The organism is Pseudomonas sp. HMSC076A11, from assembly GCF_001810205.1.
Taxonomy (GTDB): domain Bacteria; phylum Pseudomonadota; class Gammaproteobacteria; order Pseudomonadales; family Pseudomonadaceae; genus Pseudomonas; species Pseudomonas aeruginosa.
The window spans coordinates 57,432-78,371 of record NZ_KV800293.1; the positions used below are offsets into that span (position 1 = coordinate 57,432).

The following is a 20,940-nucleotide window of genomic DNA, read 5'->3' on the forward strand; positions in this document are numbered from 1 at the left end:
GCTCCATGCGTCATAGCCCCCTGTTCGCCGCCCTGCTGCTGGCGCTCTGCGCCACGGCCGCGGAAGCACGCTCGGTGGTCGCGACCAGCAATATCATCGTCCGCGCCCTCGACCGCAGCATCGACTTCACTTCCGACACCACCACTTCCGTGCGCGACATGAAAGTGGTCACCGAGGCGCGCGACGACGCCGCCAGTTTCGTCGCCAGCGACGGCGCCATTCGCGGCGCCCAGCTGGAAGCCGCGATGCGGACCCTGCGCAGCCGTCTGCCGGAAGCCCGGGAAGCCTCCGACCAGGTACTTGCCGAAGCCATTCTCGCCCTGTGAGGAAGGCCTGCGCCTGGCTGCTGGCGCTGGCCCTCTGCGGAGCCGGCAGCGCGACGGCGGCCCTGCGCCTGAAACTCGACGCGCCTGGGCTGGACCCTGCGCAGCGCGAGGCCAGCCAACAACTGTTGGACGAAGCCGCGGACAAGCTGCCGCCGGCCTTCCGCGAACGCCTGGACCGCGAGGTCGAGGTCGAGTGGCGCGACGACCTGCCCGCCAACGGCATGGGCCAGGCCCGTGGCCCGCAGCGCATCGCGCTGAACCGCAAGTACCTGGCCGATCTCACCGACGGCAGCGCCGCCAGCCGCCAGACCGGGCGCGTGCACGGCACCGAGCGGCGCGAGCTGCTGGCGACCCTGCTGCACGAGCTGACCCACGTCTACGATCGCGCGCGCCTGTGGTCGGCGGAGGAAAAACGCGAGATCCGCCGCTGCACGCGCCAGGAAGAAACCCTCGGCCGGATCGCCCAGCCCACCGATTGCCGCGGGCAGAGCGGTCGCCGCTTCACGCTCTCCGACGACCCGCGCCTGCTCGATCTCGCCGGCTGGCCGCAGCGCGCCGGCCAGCGCGGGCGGCGCGAGGCGCACAATGGCTTCGTACTGCGCAGCCCGGACATCTACGAGCTGAGCAATCCGCGCGAGTTCGTCGCGGTGAACATGGAGTACTTCCTCCTCGATCCCAGCTACGCCTGCCGCCGCCCGGCGCTCTACCGCTACTACCAGCAACGCTTCGGCTGGGCGCCGGAACACAGTGCCTGTGCGCAGAGCTTCGCCTACCTCAACGCCGGCCGCGACTTCGGCCAGCAGCCGCTGGGCCAGCTCGACCCCGAGCGGGTCTACGAGGTCGACTACCTGCTGGCCGAGGCCAACGACAACCTGGTCAGCCGCTGGGGCCACACCATGCTCCGCCTGGTGATCTGCGCCCCCGGCCGGCCGCGTGGGCCGGACTGCCGGCTGGACCTCGACCAGCATCTGGTGCTGTCCTACCGCGCCTTCGTCGGCGACCTGCAATTGTCCAGCTGGGACGGCCTGACCGGCGCCTATCCGTCGCGCCTGTTCGTCCTGCCGCTGTCGCAGGTGATCGAGGAATACACCAAGGTCGAGCTGCGCAGCCTCGCCTCGGTGCCGCTGAAGCTGGACCGCGAGGAGGTCGCCAGCCTGGTCGAGCGCGCCGCGCAGAGTCACTGGAGCTACGACGGCCAGTACTACTTCATCTCCAACAATTGCGCGGTGGAAACCCTCAAGCTGCTGCGCAGCGGCATCCCCCGGCGACCGCTGCAAAGCCTGGACAGCATCACCCCCTACGGCGTGCTCGAGATGCTGGAGAACCGCAAGCTGGCCGATCCCAGTGTGCTCGACGACCCCAAGGAAGCCCTGCGCCTGGGCTACCGCTTCGACTCCTTCCGCGACCGCTACCAGGCGATGTTCGACGTGCTCAAGCAGCGCCTGCACATTCCCCAGGACAAGGTCGAGGACTGGCTGGCGCTGCCGGCCAGGGAGCGCCAGCCCTGGTTCGCCAAGGCCGACCTGCGCGCCAGCGCGGCGCTGCTGCTGCTCGAGCAGGCCTCGCTGCGGCGCCAGCTGCTGCTCGCCCAGGACGAGTTGAAGCGCCTGTACCTCGGCCATCTGGACAAGCCGGCCGGCGACCAGCGCCTGGAAGTGGCCGGCAAGACCTTCCAGCAGATCCTCGACGACAGCGGCTTCCTCAGTCGTCCGGCGGAACTCCTGGAGGGCGGCTACGGCCTGCCGCAGGCCGCCGAGTGGAAGCACCTGGAAGAGCAGACCCGCGAACGCCAGGCGCGCCTGCGCCGGCTCAGCGACGACCTCGACCGCGAGGTCCGCGCCCTGCTCGATCCCGAGCGCCGCGCCGAGCTGGAAGCCAACGAGGCCAACATCAAGGAGGTCGGCGCGCACCTGCGCGAGCTGCACAAGGCGGCCGGCGGGCTGATGCTGCCCTGAGGGAGGCGCCTGCAGGACGCATGGTCCCGAGCGCTCTTTCAGCGCCTCGCAGACGGCGGATAACGCTCTGCGTTATTCGCCCTACAGGTGCCACCTCCGGTCTTCGCTCACGGGTCGTCCGCTCCGGCGATGAACTCCTCGTCCTCTTCGGGCAACTGCGGGTCGAGGTGTAGCCATGGCAGGCGGCTGCCGACCCAGATGTGCCGGTTGGCGGGGGCGCGCTCGGGATGGTCGAGGCTGGCCACGGTGAAGTCCAGGGTATCGGCGCTGAGCCGGGTGAACAACGCCAGGTTGGCCCCGCAACGCGGGCAGAAGTAGCGCGTGCAGCTGGCCGACGAGGCATATTCCGCCGGTTCGCCCGCCAGCCAGCGGAACGCCCCGCGCGGCACCGTGGCCCAGGTGGTGACGATGCCGCCTGTGGTGCGCCGGCAGATCGAGCAGTGGCAGTGAGCGACATCGTCCAGCGGCGCGGCGACGGCGTAGCGCAGATAGCCGCAATGGCAACCGCCGGTATGGGTCTCGGGCATGGCGAATCCTCCTCGCGGGAGTGCCAGCATAAGCCGGACTTGCCCTGTGCCGCAGCCACCTCGCAAGATGAGCGGATTCCACTATCCGGGGGTGCCCGTGACCGCTCTGCTCTACTCCCTCTGGCCGCTGTTCGCCCTCATCGTCGGCGGTTACGCCCTGCGCCGCTGGGACTTTCCCGGCGAAGCCTTCTGGCCTGCCGCAGAACGCCTGAACTACTTCATCCTGTTTCCCGCGCTGCTGTTCAGCAACCTGGCGACCGCGCCGCTGGACGACCCCGGCCTGGCCCGCCAGGCCCTGGCCGTACTGCTCGGGCTCGGCGTCGCCTGGCTCGCCCTGCTGCTCTGCAAGCGCTGGCGCGGCTGGGACGCCGGGCGCTTCGGCGCCATCGCCCAGGGCGTATTGCGCTTCAACACCTATCTCGGCCTGGCCGCGGTCGGCAGCCTGTACGGCAAGCCGGGCCTGACCCTGGCCGCGCTGATGCTGGCGCTGATGGTGCCGACGGTGAACGTGATGTCGGTCTGGGCGCTGACCGCCGAGCGCGGCATCAGCCTGCGCGCGCTGCTGCTGCCGATCCTGAAGAACCCGCTGATCCTCGCCTGCCTCGCCGGCGCACTGGTCAACCTGGCCGGCGTCGGCCTGCCCGGCGGCAGCGATCGCCTGCTCAACCTGCTGGCGGTGGCCAGCCTGCCGCTGGGCCTGCTGTGCGTCGGCGCGGCGCTGAAACCCCAGGAACTCGGCGGCGAAGTCGCGGCCCTTGGCTGGAACTGCGCGGCGCGGCTGCTGGCGATGCCCCTGCTGGCCTTCGCCATCGCTCGCGGGCTGGGCCTGCCGAGCATGGAAAGCGCCGTGCTGGTACTGTTCTTCGCCCTGCCGACGGCGCCCACCGCCTATGTGCTGACCCGCCAACTGGGCGGCGACGGCCACCTGATGGCGGGCATCATTACCTTGCAAACGCTGCTTTCCGGCGCCACTCTGGTCGGCGTACTCCTCGTGCTGCAAGGAAGCCCATGACGACAGGACGCGTCGCCGCCGCCCTCACGGCGCTCTGCCTGCTCTGCCAACCGGCCTTCGGTTTCATCAAGGTGTTTCCCGAATTCGACGACGAACCCGGCGCCGCCACCTTCTTCTGGGCGGCCGTCACCACCGTCGGCCCGTTCATCGGCAGCACCGTCAGCGCACAGGAGTCCAGCGCTGACGAGGGCGACAAGCTCGTCCAGGCGCGGGACGACGCCGCCAGCTTCGTCGCCAGCGACGGTGCGATCCGTGGCGCGTACCTCCAGGCAGCCTTGCAGGTCCTGCGCCAAGCCCCGGAATACGCCGGGTACAGCGACCTGCAACTGGCCGCGGCGCTCCTCGCGCGGCAGCCCTGATCGACCATATATCCGAAATTACCCGCACGTTTCCCGCCGTTATCCAGCGAAAGCTGCCTGAAAGCTTCCCGCCGTAGCATCCGCCCACCACCGGCAGAAGACCGGACACGACGGCGCGCCCACGAGACGCCCGCTTACCCGTACAAAAACAACAATGGTGATTGCCATGCCCCGTTCCGCACACGCCTACAGCCGCACTCCGTCCGCGCGACGCCACCCGCCCGCCGCCTGCTGACCGCACGCCGCACGCCCGTCCGCCGTCTTCCCCGGAGTGAACCCATGCTGACCCTGCTCGCCTTCGCCATGGTGGCGACCTTCATGTTCCTGATCATGACCAAGCGCCTGTCCGCGCTGATCGCGCTGATCCTGGTCCCGATCGCCTTCGCCCTGATCGGCGGTTTCGCCGCCGGCCTCGGCCCGATGATGCTCGACGGCATCCGCACCCTGGCGCCGACCGGCGTGATGCTGATGTTCGCGATCCTCTACTTCGCCATCATGATCGACTCCGGGCTGTTCGACCCGGCGGTGCGCAAGATCCTCCGGCTGGTCAAGGGCGACCCGCTGAAGGTCTCGCTGGGCACCGCGGCGCTGGCGATGATCGTCTCCCTCGACGGCGACGGCTCGACCACCTACATGATCTGCGTGGCCGCCGTACTGCCGTTGTACAGCCGCCTGGGCATGAGCCCGCTGGTGATGGCCTGCCTGATCATGCTCTCCAGCGGCGTGCTCAACATGACCCCCTGGGGTGGCCCCACCGCCCGCGCGGCGAGTGCCCTGCACGTCGACCCGGCGGATATCTTCGTGCCGATGATCCCGGCGATGATCGCCGGGCTGCTGGCGATCTTCGCCATCGCCTGGATCTACGGCAAGCGCGAGCGCGCCCGTCTCGGCGAGCTGCACCTGCCCACCGACCATGAGGACCTGGCGGAGATCAGCGTGTCGCAGTATCCGGAGGCGCGCCGGCCCAAGCTGCTGTGGTTCAACGCTATTCTCACCGTGGTCCTGATGGCGACCCTGATCGCCGGCCTGCTGCCGATGCCGGTGCTGTTCATGATCGCCTTCGGCATCGCCATGATCGTCAACTACCCGTGCATCCAGGAGCAGAAGAAGCGCATCGGCGCACACGCCGAGAACATTCTCGCAGTGGTCTCGCTGATCTTCGCCGCCGGGGTGTTCACCGGCATCCTCTCCGGCACCGGGATGGTCGACGCCATGTCCAAGAGCCTGCTGGCGGTGATCCCGCCGGCGCTGGGCCCATACCTGGCGACCATCACCGCGCTGGTGAGCATGCCGTTCACCTTCTTCATGTCCAACGACGCCTTCTACTACGGCGTCCTGCCGATCCTCACCCAGGCCGCCGCCGAATACGGCATCACCCCGGTGGAAATGGCCCGCGCCTCGATCGTCGGCCAGCCGGTGCACCTGCTCAGCCCGCTGGTGCCCTCCACCTACCTGCTGGTGGGGCTGGCCAAGATCGACTTCGGCGACCACCAGCGCTTCACCCTGAAATGGGCCGTGCTGGTGTGCCTGGCAATCCTCGCCATGGCCCTGCTGCTGGGCCTGTTCCCCCTGTTCAGTAACTGACCGAGACGAGTGACCGCTTCATGGAATGGCTGACCAGCCCGGAAATCTGGATTGCGTTCTTCACCCTGACCGCCCTGGAGATCGTCCTCGGCATCGACAACATCATCATGATCTCGATCCTGGTCGGGCGCATGCCGAAGCACCTGCAGCCACGCACCCGCTTCTTCGGCCTGGCCCTGGCGATGGTGACGCGGATCCTGCTGTTGCTGTCGATCACCTGGGTCATGCGCCTGACCGCCGACCTCTTCCACCTGTTCGGCCAGGGCATCTCCGGACGCGACCTGATCCTGTTCTTCGGCGGCCTGTTCCTGCTCTGGAAAAGCAGCTCGGAGATCTACCAGGGCCTGGAAGGCGAGGAAGAAAGCGGCGATGAACCGAAGGGGTCGGCGGGCGGCTTCATCGGCACCATCATCCAGATCGCGATCATCGACATCGTCTTTTCCCTGGACTCGGTGATCACCGCCGTCGGCATGGTCTCCCACGTGCCGGTGATGGTCGCGGCGATCATCGTCGCGGTACTGGTGATGATGCTCTGCGCCGGCGCCATCAGCGACTTCATCGACAAGCACCCGTCGCTGAAGATGCTCGCCCTGTCGTTCCTCATCGTGGTCGGCACGGTGCTGATCGCCGAAGCCTTCGAAGTCCATGTGCCGAAGGGCTACGTCTACTTCGCCATGGCCTTCTCCCTGGCCGTGGAGGCGCTGAACATCCGCATGCGCGGCGCTGCCGCGCGCAAGCGGGGCGAAGAGCCAGTGAAGCTGCGCAAGGAAGTGCTCGGCGACTGAGCCGCTCAGGCCGGCTCGAAACGCTCGCCGCGGAATACCCGGCGAGCCGCGCCGCGACTGATCCGACCGTGGGCCCGGCGGCGCTCCGCGCGCAGCGCGTCGGCCGCGCTGCTCGCCTGGTCCGCGAGGCGCCGGGCGATCAGCAGGATCGCCAGGCGTTTGTTGGCGTGCTGGCTACGCTGGCTCTGCACCCTGACGCTGATGCCGCTGGCCAGGTGGGTGGCGCGCACCGCCGAGTCGGTGGTGTTGACATGCTGGCCGCCGGGGCCGGAAGAGCGCAGGGTCTCGAAACGGATCTCGCCCTCCAGACTGGCCGGCGGCGCGGCGAAGCGCTCCGCGCCGATGAACCAGTTCTTGCGCGCATGCCTTGCCCGGTAGGGGCTGGGGCAGATCCACTGGATACCGCCGCACCAGCGCTCGGCGAGCGCTTCGGCGGCAGTGCCGCGCAGCCCCAGGAGCAGCGAACGCCAGGTGCGCGGACGCTCGCCGGCCACCTCCTCGATTACCTCGACCTCGACGCCGGCTTGCGCCGCCTCGAGGCACAGCCGCTCGAACGCCTTCGCCACCGCCAGGCAGCATTCCGCCGGCCCCTGGGCCGCGGAGAGTTGCAGCAGGATCATCGGCAGCACTCCCCACGGGTCTTGTAGGTCAGCACCGGCTTCAGGCGGGCGACCAGGCGCAGCAGGCCGGCTTCGAGCAGCGCGCCGACCACCGAGTCGATACCCTTGTAGGCTTCCGGCGCTTCCTCGTAGATCAGTTGGCGGTCGCCACAGATCACCCTGCTGCCAAGGCGCGTACGGCCCAACTGGTCGACGCTGAAGCGCGCCGCCAGACGCTCCCGACACTCGCCGCGCTGCCATTTGCGACCGGCGCCGTGGGCCAGGGAGAACAGGCTCTGCGCGCTCGGCACAGGCTCCACCAGGTAGCTGTAGTCGCCGCGCGAGCCGGGGATCACCAGCACGCCCTGGTCGGCCGGGGTGGCGCCCTTGCGGTGCAGCCAGCCGTCGACGCCATCGACCTGTGCCGGCGCCACCAGGTTGTGGTTGATGTCGAGCAGTTCCAGGCCGTCGCAGCGCAAGCGTTCGAGAATGCGCCGGGCGATGAGCTGGCGGTTACCCTCGGCGAAGCGCAGCGCATCGGCGTGGCGCGCCAGGTAGGCGGAAGCTTCCAGGCTGCCGTCGAGCAGGCCGGCGTGGCCATGCAGGCTGACCTGCTCTTGCAGGATCGCCTGGCCGAGACCGCGCGAGCCACTGTGCACCAGCAGTTGCAGGCGGCCAGCATCGAGGCCGAGGGCGTGCAGGGCGGCCTGGTCGAACACGGTCTCGACCTGCTGTAGCTCGGCGAAGTGGTTGCCGCCACCGATCGTGCCGAGCGCGCGCCAGTGCTCGCGGGCCGGTAGATCCAGGGCTTCGATGCAGTCGCTCCAGGTCTCGTCCAGCGGCAGGTCGAGATTGCCCAGGCGCTTTTCCAGTTTGTCCGCCGACAGCTTGCCGGGGGCCAGGCCGGTTTCCCACAGGGCCATGCCACAGCCGATGTCGTTGCCGACCAGCGCCGGATAGAAGCGACCGACGGAGAAGAACGCCGCGCCGACCGGATAGCCGCGGCCGGGATGCAGGTCCGGGAGACCGACGACGCGGCACATGCCGTCCAGCTCGGCGGTGGTTTGCAGTTGCTGGATCGCCTTGCCTTCGATCCAGGTGCTGTCCGAGGCGATCAGTGCGACGCCCGCGGACAAAGGCTTGATGTAGTTGCCCATAATCCAATCCATGTGATTGAAACGGTAGATCCGGGGGGCAGACCGAAGCCGAGCGGGCACTCGCGGAAGGGCGAAGGGCGTCTAACGGAGAAGTGAAAACCTGGGGAGCGGTGACCGCGGCAGCCGATGACCTCTCGCCGGAAGCTTGCGCGGACGCAAGGGCGGGAATCGTTCAGCGGTGCAGGGGGTCGAGCGGTAGGTTTCGGTGGCCGTTAGGCCAGGCGCAGCCTGCAAAGGGTAGAGAACTGAATCATCGATGTAACCTCCTTTGCGGTGCGTAAGTGGGGGAAATGAAGGGCGAATCCTAGGCGTTTCATTCCCACCGCGCAAGCCCCGGAAAGGCTTCGCGATGGAAATGAGCGGCGCATCACTGCGCCGAAAGAGCCTGCACGGCGCCGGGCACCTCGCTGTTCCAGCGCTGGTAGAGCGCCCGCAGCTCGCCGGACGCCGCCATCTGCCGTACCCGCGCGTCATAGACCTCGCGCAGGAGCCGGCCGCTGGCGCTGTCGGCGAAGGTCATGAAGGACTCCTTGCCGGGCGGCAGTTGCGCGATCGGGTAGGCGTCGGCCGGCAGATGCGCTTCGCTGCGCTGCTTTTCCAGTTCGTCCGGCTCGTCGAGGAAGAAATCCAGCTCGCCGTTCTGGACCTGCTCGGTGCAACGCTCGGGGCGGACGCACTCGACCAGGGTGAAGTCGCGCTGCTCCGCGGGGATCAGGTTGTAGCTGTGGCGCCAGCCGACGCGCTTGCCGGTGAGGCTGGCGCGGCCGGAGAACGGCGTCTTCGCCGCATGCATCACGCCGTGGTACTCGATGTCGATCGGCAACTGGGCGTACAGCTTGCCCTCAACGCCGGGGATCTCGCCCGGCACGCCATCGACCATGGAGCCCGCGGTCATCAGCTTGTTGGCGCGGTTCCAGGGCATGTTGATGAATTTCACGTCGAGCCCGTAGGGCGCATAGACCTGCTTCAGCAGGTCCCAGTACAGACCGCTGCCGTCGGCGTTGGTATAGCCTTCCCAGGCCGGCGCGGCGAAGGTCGCCTTGCGGATGTGCGCCTGCTCCAGGCTATCGCCCAGCGCATCGGCCTGAACCACCGGCGCTCCCCCTACCCCGAGCGCCAACACCGCTGCCGAGAGGCAGCCACTGATCCCCGAAAATCGCATCCGCACCACTCCTCTGTATCCCTCTAGACCGGGGCTTTTTAAAAGGTGCAAAGGATACCCTTCCTGTCGGCTAATTCCATGGCCTGTGGCGCAAACGCATGCATCGAACGGAAGGCGAAAAAATCTTCGCCCTTTCCCGGCGCGCACGCTTGAATGAAGGGTAGGCGCCCTGCCGCTCGGGCTGCCGAGACGAACTCCCGCGGGGGGCGCCTGTCCAAATATGACGTTCGTGTTACAACTCGCCTGAACGCTGCCTTTCCATCGTGGCCGTTGGCGCCGTTGTCCGGGCTCCGCGGCGCAACGCACGCGGAACCTGGCGCGAGGTTGGCCATTCGTCGTAGTGCCAGGGGGGCCACGCCATGCTGAAACTGCTCGACCTGCTCTCTGCCGTCGCCCTGCTGGTGTGGGGCACGCATATCGTCCGCACCGGAATCCTCCGGGTCTACGGCGCCGACCTGCGGCGCATCCTCAGTCGCAGCGTGGAAAAACGCCCGCTGGCGTTCGCCGCCGGCATCGGCGTCACCGCCCTGGTGCAAAGCAGCAACGCCACCGCCCTGCTGGCCACCTCCTTCGTCGCCCAGGGCCTGATGGCACTGGCGCCGGCCCTGGCGATCATGCTCGGCGCCGATGTCGGCACCGCGCTGATGGCGCGGGTGCTGACCCTCGACCTGTCGTGGCTTTCGCCATTGCTGATCTTCTTCGGCGTGATTTTCTTCCTCAGCCGCAAACAGACCCGCCTCGGCCAGCTCGGCCGGGTATTCATCGGCCTCGGCCTGATCATCCTGGCGCTCCAGCTGATCGTCGCCGCCGCCGAGCCGATGACCCAAGCCAAGGGCGTCAAGGTACTGTTCTCCAGCCTGACCGGCGACATCATGCTCGACGCGCTGACCGGCGCGTTGTTCGCCATGATTTCCTATTCCAGCCTGGCCGCCGTGCTGCTTACCGCGACCCTCGCCGCGTCCAAGGTGATCTCGCTGAAAGTCGCGCTGTGCCTGGTGGTCGGCGCCAACCTCGGCAGCGGCATCCTGGCCATGCTCAGCGCCACCGCGCAAAACGCCGCCGGTCGCCGGGTGGCCCTCGGCAGCCTGTTGTTCAAGGTCGCCGGCTGCCTGCTGGTGCTGCCCCTGGTGGGGCCGCTGGCGGACTGGATGGATCACTGGCAGTTCAGCACAGCCGAACTGGTGATCGCCTTCCACGTGCTCTACAACGCCGCGCGCTGCCTCGCCTGCCTGCCGCTGACCAACGCCATGGCCAGCTTCTGCACCCGTGTGATGCCCGACCGTGCCCTTCCCGACGACGTCGCCCGGCCGCGCCATCTCGACCCCGCCGCCCTCGACACGCCGAGCCTGGCGCTGGCCAACGCGGTGCGCGAGACCCTGCGCATGGGCGACACCGTCGAGCAGATGCTGAACAATCTGATGCAGATCATCCGCGGCGGCGATCCGCTGCTCGGCAAGGACATCCGCAAGCTCGACGACGACGTCGACGCCCTCTACACCGCGATCAAGCTGTATCTGGCAAGGATGCCGCGCGAGGACCTGTCCGAACGCGACAGCCGGCGCTGGGCGGAGATCATCGAGCTGGCGATCAACCTGGAGCAGGCCGGCGACATCATCGAGCACATGCTCGCCGCCGTGCAGGACAAGAAGACCTCGCGCAGCCGCTCGTTCTCCGACACCGGCCTGGAAGAGATCGGCACCTTGTACCAGCAGTTGGTCTCCAACCTGCGCCTGGGTCTCTCGGTGTTCCTCAACGGCGACCTCGACAGCGCCAAGCGCCTGCGCCGGGCCAAGCAGCGCTTCCGTCTGCAGGAACGGCGCTACGCCCATGCCCATGTCGACCGCCTGCACCAGCAGGTGGTACAGAGCATCGAGACCAGCTCGCTGCACCTGGACCTGATCAGCGACATGAAGCGTCTCAACTCGCTGTTCTGCGCCATCGCCTACGCTGTGCTGGACAATCCAGACGCGCCGAGCAGCGCGGCCGACGAGGGCACTCGGCGGGACGAGGACGACTGGGCCGACGAAGTCGACGACATGACCTCGGCGCCGCTGGCCGAGCCAGCGCTCGCCGAGGAGCGAGCGGAAACGCGCCGTTCGCGACATTAGCCGTTCTGCGGGTAGGTTCGTCATGAAGCATCCGCTATTCTCGGTATTTTCAGTTCCAGGCTCGGCCCATGCGTTCGTTGTCCACCCTGCTGCTGTTCTGCCTGCTCTGCCCCTGGTCGTACGCCGACCAGCGCAGCGAGGTCGAAGCCTTCCAGCTGGAAAACGGCATGGGCGTGCTGCTCAAGCCCACCGAGCAGCACCGGCACGTCTCGATCCGGCTGGTGGTGGGGGTCGGTTTCGCCGACTTCTCGTGCCGTGAAAAGCAGCTGCCGCACCTGCTCGAGCACCTTTTCTTCAGCGGCCTGGACGGCGGCGACGAGGCCGACCTGGAAGCCCGCATGCAGGCCCTCGGCGGACAATGGAACGCCTACACCAGCGAAGGCGACACCACCTTCGTCATCGAGGCACCTGCCGCCACCCAGCGGCAGGTCCTCGACCTGCTGCTGGACACCATCACCCGCACCGAACTGGACGAGCCGCGCATCGCCGCCGCCAAGCGAGTGATCGAGCGCGAAGGCGGCGGCCATTACTCGCACCTGCAGCGCTGGCTCGACCGCGAGAACCTGGGCCGTGGCGCCATGGACCAACTGGCGGTGGAACTGGGCCTGGCCTGCTCCCAGCGCGCGCCGCTGGCGCCGCTTGGCGCGGAGCAGCTGGAGCGGCTGCGCAGCGACTGGTACGTACCGGGCAACATGACCCTGATCCTGGTCGGTGACCTCGATCCGCGCCTGCCGGCCTATCTGACCCGGACCTTCGGCACCTTGGAAGACCACGAGCTCCCCGAGCGCCGCGAGCTGCCGGCGGCCAACGGGCATGCCGAGGCCAGGCGCACCCTGATCACCCGGCCATTCGGCGAGGGTGCGATGCTGCACTGGATCTATCCGGAGCCGGACGACGCCGCCCCGGACGCCATGGTCCTGCTCCAGGCCTATATGAACGACGCGCTGTACGCCGACCTGCGTGTGCGTCGCGGACTCACCTACGGGCCATCGACCGATCGCCAGGTGTTCGCCAACCAGGGCTTCTTCAGCCTCGACGCGGATGTCGAGCGCAGCGACCTACCCGCCACCGAGGCCGCCCTGCGCGAGTTGCTCGACGGCATCCGCCAGCATGGCCTGGACCCGGGGCGTTTCAAGCGGGTGCAATTCGCCGAGCGCGCCAGGCTGGCCTGGAGCACCCAGGGCAACGCGGCGCTGGCGGACTATTACTGGGGCTCGCTGGCCGACTACGAGGACGGCCATTTCCCCAATGAGGAGCGCCGCCTGGCGAAGGTCAGCCTGCAACAGGCGAACGCGCTGGCGAAGCGGCTGTTCGACGGCGAAGGCTACCTGCGCATCGAAAAGCCGCTATTCGACGACGACATGCTCTACCCATTGCTGCTCGCCGCCGGTCTCCTGGCCAGCGGCCTGCTCTGGTTCGGCCTGCGCCGCCGGCGCGCCTGACCGGGCTACAGGGCCAGGCGGTGGATGACCTGGGTCGAGTCGTCCGGGTCGCGCTGGCCGACGAAGCCCAGTGCGCAACAAAGGTCGCGCATCGCCCGGTTGGCCGCCGAGTCCACCGAATACATCTGGCGGAAGCCGTTGCGCCGCGCCACGTCGATCAGATGGCGCATCAGCACGGCGTCGAGGCCCAGACCCTGGTAGTCGTCGGCGATGGTTACCGCGCATTCGCACTGCCCTTCCTCGCAGCAGGCGGCGTAGCGGCTGATACCGACCTCGCGCAGCTCACCGTCCTCGTGCACCAGGGCAACGAAGGCCATGCTCTGCTGGTAGTCGATGTCCATCAGTTGATCGAGCAGCGCCGGGCTGGCTTCCTTGATCTCGCCGAGGAAGCGGAAGTGGCGGGTCGCCGGGGACAGCCGGTTGATGAACTGGCGTTCGCGCTCCCGGTCCTCCTCGCGCAGGGGACGGATCAGCACGTGGCGGCCATCGTCGAGGGACTCGACCCAATGGTCGCCCTCTACCGCCGCGAACGCGGAAGACCGGCTGGCATTTTGTACATTGGACATGATGCGATCTCCAGGAAGGGAAGGAAGTCGGTACAACCACTTCCTTCCTGTCTACGCGGTTTGGCGCAGCTCCGGTTGATCGACATCAACGCCGCCGCCGCAGCCCCGGCGGGAGCCGACGCACGGCATGCGGCGAAACGCCTCAGGCGTTGGCCAGCTCGGCCTCGGCGATCTCCTTGCCGCGCCGGCGGAACAGCACCAGGGTGGCGAGCAGCCCCAGCAGCGCCGCGCCACTGAGCCAGATGCCCGGGGCCGCGCGGTTGTCCAGGGTGTGGATCAGCCAGGTGCAGACCGCCGGGGTGAAACCACCGAAGGTCGCCGTAGCCAGGCTGTAGGCGAGGGAGAAACCGGTAGTGCGCACGTCCGCCGGCATCACCTCGGTCAACGCCACCACCATCGCGCCGTTGTAGCTGCTGTAGAGGAACGACAGCCACAACTCGACGCCGAGCAGGCCGGCGAAACTCGGCTCGCGGACCAGCCAGGACAGCGCCGGGTAGGCGGTCAGCAGTGCCAGCGCGGAGGCACCCAGCAACAATGGCTTGCGCCCGATGCGGTCGGAGAACGCGCCCATCACCGGCAGCCAGATGAAGTTGGACAGGCCGATGCACATGGTCACCAGCAGGCTGTCGAGGTCCGACAGTTGCAGTTCGTTCTTGCCGAAGGTCGGCGTGTAGGCGGTGATCAGGTAGAACGATACGGTGGTCATCACCACCATCGCGGTACCGGCCAGCACTACGCCGAAGTTCTGCCCGATGGAGCGCAGCACCTGCGACAGCGACGGTCGGTGGGTGCGCGCCTCGAACTCCGGCGTTTCCTCCAGCGAGCGACGGATGACGAACAGCGCCGGAACGATCAGGCAGCCGATGAAGAACGGCACGCGCCAGCCCCATTCGCCCATGTCCTGCGGGCTCAGCCACTGGTTGAGGAGCACGCCGAGCAGGCCGGCGAAGACCACCGCGACCTGCTGGCTGGCCGACTGCCAACTGACGAAGAAGCCTTTGCGTCCTGGCGTGGCGATCTCCGACAGGTAGACCGAAACCCCTCCCAGCTCGACGCCGGCGGAAAAACCCTGCAGGAGCCGGCCGAACAGCACCAGCAACGGCGCCGCCACGCCCAGCGTGGCATAGCCGGGAACGAAGGCGATCAGCAGGGTCCCCATGGCCATCAGGCCGAGGGTGATGATCAGGCCCTGGCGGCGGCCGTGGCGATCGATGTAGGCGCCCAGGAACACCGCACCCAGCGGCCGCATCAGGAAGCCGGCGCCAAAGGTGGCGAGGGACAGCATCAGGGAGGCGAACGGGTTGTCGCCGGGGAAGAAGGTCTTGGCGATGGCGGTGGCGTAGAAGCCATACACCATGAAGTCGTACATCTCGAGGAAGTTGCCACTGACCACACGGAAAATGGCGACACCTTTGGATTTATTAGAGGCCATGGGACACACACTCAGGCAGACACGGGGAAGCGGTCCATGGCGGCGTCGATGGCCACGCAGGCGGGTACGTCATCCATCGACCGAGTTGTAACCATATGTGTAAAAACTCCTGTCGAACAATCTAAAATTGCCCGAAAGGTGCGAATTGAAGGGGTTTGAAAGGCTGTCGAAAGCTTCGCGACCATCGGTCGGGAAAGCGACGCCTTTTTCCCTGGTCGACCTCCAGAAAGGAGAGCGGAGCCTCTGTCGGGCGAAGGAAACATTCGCCACGCGGCAGCTGTCCTTCGTTCATACCCAGGAAACCCGGCCGGGGTTATGCTGCGCGCCCCGGCCGGCTGGCCGAGCAGCTCCGATCGAGAACCCGCTGGTCCCCATGCCCAACCAACAACGCCCCATCCTCAAGGCCCGCCTGGAGCAACTGATCGCCCTGGTCGGCGGCCTGATGGCCCGCTATCCGCGCACCATCGCCCTGTTCGGCTTCTGTTCGGGCGTGTTCAGTTTCATCATGGTCGACCGGCAGAAGGGCTTCGCCCAGGTGCTGGCGATCATCATGCTGGTCAGTTGGGTCTGGTTGATCCTCGAGAACCTCCTGCGGGAGACCTTCGCCCGCCGCTTCGGCTGGGAGATCCCGGCGCCGCTGCTGCGCTACGCGACCCAACTGATCCACCAGGAAAGCCTGTTCTTCGTCCTCCCGTTCTTTCTCATCACCACCACCTGGAACAGCGGCCAGGCGCTGTTCACAGGGACGCTGGCCGCCGCGGCACTGATCTCCATCACCGATCCGCTCTACTATCGCTGGCTGTCCAGGCGTCGCTGGGTGTTCCTCGCCTACCACACCCTGACCCTGTTCGCGGTGTTGCTGACCTCGCTGCCGATCCTGCTGCACCTGACCACCCCGGAAAGCTACCGGTTGTCGCTGGGCATCGCCGTCGTGCTGTCCTTCCCCAGCCTGCTCGTGACCTTCCCGCTACAGCACTGGTGGCGCGGCTTCCTGCTTCTCGGCCTGACCCTGGCGGTGGGCCTGGCCGGATGGTTCGGCCGCACCTGGGTACCGCCGGCCACCCTGTGGCTGACCGAAGTGGCGGTGAGCAGCCAGTTCGACGACCAGAGCCGCACGCCCGGCGACAGCCTGGAGCAGGTCGGCGCCAGCCAGTTGCGCAGCCAGGGCCTGTTCGCCTATACCGCGATCAACGCGCCGCGCGGCCTCGACGAGCGCATCTATCACGTGTGGATGTTCAACGGGAAGGAGTTCGACCGCATCGCCCTGGATATCCACGGCGGCCGCAAGGAGGGCTACCGGGCCTGGACCCACAAGCAGAACTTCCCCGGCGACCCGGTCGGCCACTGGCAGGGGAAGGTACTCACCGAGGCCGGACAGATGATCGGCACCCTGCGCTTCGACGTCACCCAGTGACGTCGAAGCCTGGCGACCTCAGGCGAAGAACCAGTAGCACACGCCGATGGAGGCGATGACCCCGGCCAGGTCCGCGGTCAGCGCGCAGCCCACCGCATGGCGCGCGCGCTGCAGGCCGACCGAGCCGAAATAGACGGCGAGCACGTAGAAGGTGGTCTCGGTACTGCCCTGCACGGTGGCGGCGACCAGCGCCGGGAAACTGTCGACGCCGTGGGTCTGCATGGTCTCCAGCAGCATCGCCCGCGCCGCGCTGCCGGAGAACGGCTTGACCAGCGCGGTGGGCAGCGCCTCGACGAAGCGGCTGTCCCAGCCCAGCCCCTCGACCGCCCAGCGTATCCCGCCGAGTACCACTTCCAGCGCCCCGGAGGCGCGCAGCACGCCAACCGCGCAAAGCATCGCGACCAGGTAGGGCAACAGGTTCCTGGCGACGTCGAAACCTTCCTTCGCCCCCTCCACGAAGCTCTCGTAGACCGGCACCTTCTTCAGCGCGCCGACGATCAGGAACAGCACGATCAGGCTGAACAGCGTCAGGTTGCCCAGCAGCGAGGACAGCTGCGCCAGCGCGGTGGCCGAGAGCGTGCCGAGCACCGCCATGAAACCGGCCAGCAGCAACGCGCCGGGGATCAAGTAGGCCAGCACCACCGGGTCCCACAAGCGCAGGCGCTGCATCAGCGCCACCGACAACAGGCCGGCCAGGGTCGAGGCGCTGGTGGCCAGGAGGATCGGCAGGAATACCAGGGTCGGATCGGCCGCGCCCTGCTGCGCGCGGTACATGAAGATAGTCACCGGCAGCAGGGTCAGGGACGAGGCGTTGAGCACCAGGAAGAGGATCTGCGCATTGCTCGCGGTGGTGCTGCTGGGATTGAGCTCCTGCAACGCCTTCATCGCCTTCAGGCCGATCGGCGTGGCGGCGTTGTCCAGACCCAGGCCATTGGCGGCGAAGTTCAGGGTGATCAGGCCGATCGCCGGATGCCCCGGCGGCACTTCCGGCATCAGCCGGCGGAACAGCGGTCCGAGCAGCACCGCCAGGCGCTCCACCAGCCCGGCCTTCTCGGCGATGCGCAGGAAGCCGAGCCAGAGCGTCAGGGTGCCGAACAGCAGGACCATCACCTCGACCGCCAGCTTGGCCATGGCGAACAGGCTCTCCACCATCGCCGCGAACACCGTCGCATCGCCGCCGATCAACCAGCGCGCCAGCGCACTCGCCGCCGCCACCAGGAAAAAACCCAACCACAAGCCGTTCAGCATTCAGAATCCCCCGCGTTGCGCGGATGATAGCGGCGCAGGCGGTGCCGGCGCCAGAAACGCCGAGGCCCCGGACGATGCCGGGGCCTCCTGGGCGGGAAGCCGCCTTATTCGAGGGTGGCCTGCTTGCCCTTGGCTTCGCCGACCGCCTGCCGCAGGTGCGGCAGCGAATCCCAGTAGCGCTGGCCCTTGGCCGCGTCGTACATGCCTTCCCACTTGGAGATGACCAGCACCGCGAGGGCATTGCCGATCACGTTGAGGGCGGTGCGCGCCATGTCCATGATGCGGTCCACGCCGGCGATGAAGGCCAGGCCCTCGAGCGGGATGCCGACGCTGCCCAGGGTGGCGAGCAGCACCACGAAAGACACGCCCGGCACGCCGGCGATACCCTTGGAGGTCACCATCAGGGTCAGCACCAGCATGATCTGCTGGCCGATGGACAGGTCGATGCCGTAGAGCTGCGCGATGAAGATCGCCGCGATGCTCTGGTACAGGGTCGAGCCATCGAGGTTGAAGGAGTAGCCGGTGGGCACCACGAAGCTGCTGATCGCCTTCGGCGCGCCGTAGGCTTCCATTTTCTCGATGATGCGCGGCAGCACGGTTTCCGAGCTGGCGGTGGAATAGGCTAGGACCAGGTCGTCCTTGAAGATGCGGATCAGGCGCATGATCGAGAAGCCGAACATCCGCGCGATCAGGCCCAGCACCACCAGGGCGAAGAAGACGATGGCCACGTAGACCAGGATCACCAGCTTGGCCAGCGGCAGCAGCGAGGCGAAGCCGAAGTTGGCGACGGTCACCGCGATCAGGGCGAAGACACCGATAGGGGCGTACTTCATGATCATGTGGGTGACCTTGAACATGGTCTCGGAAACGCCCTGGAACACCTTCACCAGCGGCTCGCGCAGGTCGTTGGGCAGGCTCGACAGGCCGAGGCCGAACATCACCGAGAAGAAGATGATCGGCAGCATCTCGCCACGGGCGATGGCGGCGAAGACGTTGGAGGGAATCAGGTTGAGGATGGTCGCGATGAACGCATGGTCATGCTGCACTTCCTGGGTGGTCTTCTGGTACTGGGAAATGTCCACGGTACCCAGGGTGCTCATGTCGATGCCGGTGCCGGGCTGGAACAGGTTGGCCAGCAGCAGGCCGACGACGATGGCGACGGTGGTGACGATCTCGAAGTAGATGATGGTCTTCAGGCCGATGCGGCCAAGCTTCTTCGCGTCGCCGACGCCGGCGATGCCGACCACCAGCGAGGAAATCACGATCGGCACCACGATCATCTTGATCAGACGGATGAAGATGTCGCCGGCCGGTTGCAGCACGTTGGCGATCCACCAGGCCTTTTCGGCGCTGAAATGGTTGAGCACTGCGCCGACGGCGATACCGAGTGCCAGACCGATCACGATCTGCCAGGCGAGGCTTAGCTTGGCTTTACCCATGTTTCGTCACCCTTAATTCTTGTGGAAGTCGGGAGTCGCTCCAACGGGAGAGTCGCTCCCGACAGGCGAAAGGGCGCAATGATTCATGCGCTCCCCTACCCCGTCTAATGCCGTAAGTGACTGCCCCATGCCGAATCGGCATGAGAAATCACTAATGAAACGTCCGTCCCACAGGAGATTGCCCTTGATTTTCGTACAAGAACAGGGAGCGGAAGGCACTCCGTGCAAGGCCCGGGAGCCTCGTGCCCATCCTGGGAAGTTGAAAGTCGCTCATCATCGCTGCGATGGATGGTCGCAGGACACGCAACGCCGTCCGGCACGCCATCGCCGGCTGTGGATAAGCGGCATTCTGTGGATAACCGCGCGGTAAAGCCCTTCTGGGAGGGCGCCTCGGAACGCGCGGGCGGTCGATTGTAAAACGACTCCGCCATCCACAGGCATTGATCGATATCAGGGAAGTTCGCGGAGTATCGCTGCGGAAGCCGACGCTCCGCCGGACGGCGGAGCGTCGTACCCCTTCTATATATAGAAGCGCGCCGGAAGGCAGCGAGACATCGGTGGCTCCCCTCCGGCGCGTTTTCGCCTGGCCCGACCCCGAAGGAGGTACTCCCTGTACCCCTGGAACCCGCCGGATCGACCTCACCCAGCGCATCCCGGTCCCCTGGCCATGCCCCGCTGCGGGCGGGGCGGTGTCACGCAAGCCCGTTCCGCCTCAGTACCAGTTCGGATCGGCCTTGAGTTGTTCGTCGAGGATCTTCTGTACCGCCGGTTCCGGCTTGCCCAGCCAGCGGAAGCTGGCGTGCTTGCTCGGCGACTTGTCCTGCGGCAGCCCTTCGGGCACCTGCACGTAGAGCCCGTAGGCATGACTCTTGTCCCAATCGAAGGCGACCAGCAGGCGCTGGCCCTTGCAATCGGACTTCTCGCAGAGACCGCCAACCAGATACTTGTCGCCCTGGTCGTCGACGGCATGCATCGGCGTAGCGGTTCCCGAGAGATTCATCACCCAGTCGGGCAAGCGGCTCTCGTCTTCCACCAGGTTCTGCCAGGCCTTGCGGTATCCGGCATCGGTGCTCTGCAGTTCGTTCAAGCGGTATTCGCCGTCCCTGTCGGCCGCCACCGCCAGCGAACTGGCGGCGGCACCGAGCAGCAGTGCGTTCATCAGGTTACGCATGAGTCGCATCGCTTTCTCCTTGGCATCCGGCTAGCCGCGACGGCGTCCGAAGAAGAACGAGACCACGAAGAGCACCAGGAACAGCACGAAGAGGATCTTCGCGATTCCGGTGGCGGCACCTGCGATGCCACCAAACCCGAGGACGGCAGCGATGATGGCGATGATCAGAAAGGTGATAGCCCAACTAAGCATGATGTTTTCTCCTGTGTGCCTTCGGAACTGTCGGTACCGCCTCGGGGCCAGGCCCATCGGGGTAGCGAACCGGCCTGTGTCCATTTTTTCTTCAGGGAGACCGTGACTACCTCATTGCACGCCGCATGCCAGCCTTTCTGAAAAATAAAAACACTTTTAATTCAATAAGTTATAAAACAACCCAGGTAGTCTGCGCAGTTCATCCTGCACGACGCGACAAATTATTCCGGGCGTTTTGCACGATCGGCGCGGTACGCTGTCACATGCAACAGGGAAGCGACCCGGCACCTGCTACCCGGAGCCATCCGTGGAGCCGCCACGGCTTCCCGAAAACCCAAGAACAGACATCGGCAGGTTGCACGCCGCCCTGGCCGCCCGGATGGGCGGCGGGGCGCTCTGCAACTTGCATGGGCTTTCCGGGGACTAACCCAGAAGCCGAATGGCAGTGAATTCCCTAGAGGA

Annotated in this window: 19 protein-coding genes; 9 read left to right on the top strand and 10 right to left on the bottom strand. The window is 66.7% G+C overall.

Annotated features, from left to right (window positions below):
* Nucleotides 1–5 precede the first annotated feature (5 nt).
* Together HMPREF2716_RS11170 and HMPREF2716_RS11175 are read left to right on the top strand one after the other, a co-directional pair.
* Nucleotides 6–326 (top strand): DUF2388 domain-containing protein, encoded by a 321-nt coding sequence (locus tag HMPREF2716_RS11170; RefSeq protein ID WP_003114112.1) that lies wholly within the window; start codon nt 6–8, stop codon nt 324–326.
* Nucleotides 323–2,281 carry a DUF7844 domain-containing protein gene (locus tag HMPREF2716_RS11175; protein ID WP_023518218.1) on the top strand — a complete coding sequence of 653 codons (1,959 nt, stop codon included), beginning with the start codon at nt 323–325 and terminating at the stop codon, nt 2,279–2,281. Before HMPREF2716_RS11170 ends, HMPREF2716_RS11175 begins: the two co-directional genes overlap by 4 nt.
* 107 nt (nt 2,282–2,388) lie before the next feature.
* Here HMPREF2716_RS11175 and HMPREF2716_RS11180 read toward each other — a convergent pair whose 3' ends face one another.
* A complete protein-coding gene (locus HMPREF2716_RS11180; protein ID WP_023518219.1) occupies nt 2,389–2,808 on the bottom strand; it encodes a GFA family protein in 420 nt (139 codons plus the stop codon).
* A gap of 67 nt (nt 2,809–2,875) precedes the next feature.
* Here HMPREF2716_RS11180 and HMPREF2716_RS11185 point away from each other — a divergent pair, with 67 nt between their 5' ends.
* The 4 genes from HMPREF2716_RS11185 (at nt 2,876) to HMPREF2716_RS11200 (ending at nt 6,548) form a co-directional block, all read left to right on the top strand.
* The gene (locus HMPREF2716_RS11185; RefSeq protein WP_003096914.1) at nt 2,876–3,820 is read left to right on the top strand and encodes an AEC family transporter; all 945 of its coding nucleotides are present in this window, start codon (nt 2,876–2,878) and stop codon (nt 3,818–3,820) included.
* A complete protein-coding gene (locus HMPREF2716_RS11190; protein ID WP_003102543.1) occupies nt 3,817–4,179 on the top strand; it encodes a DUF2388 domain-containing protein in 363 nt (120 codons plus the stop codon). The genes HMPREF2716_RS11185 and HMPREF2716_RS11190 overlap by 4 nt, the downstream gene beginning before the upstream one ends.
* Before the next feature lie 279 nt (nt 4,180–4,458).
* Nucleotides 4,459–5,763 carry a CitMHS family transporter gene (locus HMPREF2716_RS11195; RefSeq protein ID WP_003096918.1) on the top strand — a complete coding sequence of 435 codons (1,305 nt, stop codon included), beginning with the start codon at nt 4,459–4,461 and terminating at the stop codon, nt 5,761–5,763.
* Between the two features lie 20 nt (nt 5,764–5,783).
* Nucleotides 5,784–6,548, top strand: a complete 765-nt coding sequence (locus HMPREF2716_RS11200; RefSeq protein ID WP_003096920.1) for a TerC family protein — start codon at nt 5,784–5,786, stop codon at nt 6,546–6,548.
* Between the two features lie 5 nt (nt 6,549–6,553).
* On the opposite strand, the gene prfH is transcribed toward HMPREF2716_RS11200, so the two are convergent.
* The 3 genes from prfH to HMPREF2716_RS11215 all read right to left on the bottom strand — a co-directional run bounded on the left by prfH (nt 6,554) and on the right by HMPREF2716_RS11215 (nt 9,472).
* A complete protein-coding gene (prfH, locus tag HMPREF2716_RS11205) occupies nt 6,554–7,168 on the bottom strand; it encodes a peptide chain release factor H (RefSeq protein ID WP_003114116.1) in 615 nt (204 codons plus the stop codon).
* On the bottom strand, nt 7,165–8,304 hold the full coding sequence (locus HMPREF2716_RS11210; protein ID WP_003121369.1) for an RNA ligase RtcB family protein: 1,140 nt from the start codon (nt 8,302–8,304) through the stop codon (nt 7,165–7,167). Before HMPREF2716_RS11210 ends, prfH begins: the two co-directional genes overlap by 4 nt.
* A gap of 367 nt (nt 8,305–8,671) precedes the next feature.
* Entirely contained in the window at nt 8,672–9,472 is an 801-nt protein-coding gene (locus tag HMPREF2716_RS11215; RefSeq protein ID WP_003121370.1) for a substrate-binding periplasmic protein, read from the bottom strand.
* Between the two features lie 353 nt (nt 9,473–9,825).
* Between HMPREF2716_RS11215 and HMPREF2716_RS11220 the strand changes: the two genes are divergently transcribed.
* A complete protein-coding gene (locus tag HMPREF2716_RS11220; protein ID WP_003096931.1) occupies nt 9,826–11,574 on the top strand; it encodes a Na/Pi cotransporter family protein in 1,749 nt (582 codons plus the stop codon).
* Between the two features lie 68 nt (nt 11,575–11,642).
* A complete protein-coding gene (locus HMPREF2716_RS11225; protein WP_003102849.1) occupies nt 11,643–13,016 on the top strand; it encodes a M16 family metallopeptidase in 1,374 nt (457 codons plus the stop codon).
* 5 nt (nt 13,017–13,021) lie between these two features.
* Here the strand turns inward: HMPREF2716_RS11225 and HMPREF2716_RS11230 are convergent, their stop codons facing one another.
* Together HMPREF2716_RS11230 and HMPREF2716_RS11235 are read right to left on the bottom strand one after the other, a co-directional pair.
* Complete coding sequence (locus HMPREF2716_RS11230; RefSeq protein ID WP_003096934.1) at nt 13,022–13,582, bottom strand: GNAT family N-acetyltransferase; 561 nt, start codon at nt 13,580–13,582, stop codon at nt 13,022–13,024.
* Between the two features lie 142 nt (nt 13,583–13,724).
* The gene (locus tag HMPREF2716_RS11235) at nt 13,725–15,014 is read right to left on the bottom strand and encodes an MFS transporter (protein ID WP_003096941.1); all 1,290 of its coding nucleotides are present in this window, start codon (nt 15,012–15,014) and stop codon (nt 13,725–13,727) included.
* Between the two features lie 373 nt (nt 15,015–15,387).
* On the opposite strand from HMPREF2716_RS11235, the gene HMPREF2716_RS11240 reads away from it, so the two are divergent.
* On the top strand, nt 15,388–16,428 hold the full coding sequence (locus tag HMPREF2716_RS11240) for a DUF5924 family protein (RefSeq protein ID WP_070621893.1): 1,041 nt from the start codon (nt 15,388–15,390) through the stop codon (nt 16,426–16,428).
* A gap of 18 nt (nt 16,429–16,446) precedes the next feature.
* On the opposite strand, the gene HMPREF2716_RS11245 is transcribed toward HMPREF2716_RS11240, so the two are convergent.
* From HMPREF2716_RS11245 to HMPREF2716_RS11265, 4 genes are all read right to left on the bottom strand, one after another.
* Entirely contained in the window at nt 16,447–17,676 is a 1,230-nt protein-coding gene (locus HMPREF2716_RS11245) for a nucleoside recognition domain-containing protein (protein WP_003096953.1), read from the bottom strand.
* Nucleotides 17,677–17,780: 104 nt separating this feature from the next.
* Entirely contained in the window at nt 17,781–19,115 is a 1,335-nt protein-coding gene (gene gltP / locus HMPREF2716_RS11250; RefSeq protein WP_003096956.1) for a glutamate/aspartate:proton symporter GltP, read from the bottom strand.
* Between the two features lie 712 nt (nt 19,116–19,827).
* Nucleotides 19,828–20,295 carry an inhibitor of vertebrate lysozyme family protein gene (locus tag HMPREF2716_RS11260; RefSeq protein ID WP_003114119.1) on the bottom strand — a complete coding sequence of 156 codons (468 nt, stop codon included), beginning with the start codon at nt 20,293–20,295 and terminating at the stop codon, nt 19,828–19,830.
* 21 nt (nt 20,296–20,316) lie between these two features.
* Entirely contained in the window at nt 20,317–20,478 is a 162-nt protein-coding gene (locus tag HMPREF2716_RS11265; protein WP_003096961.1) for a DUF1328 domain-containing protein, read from the bottom strand.
* Nucleotides 20,479–20,940: the final 462 nt, after the last annotated feature.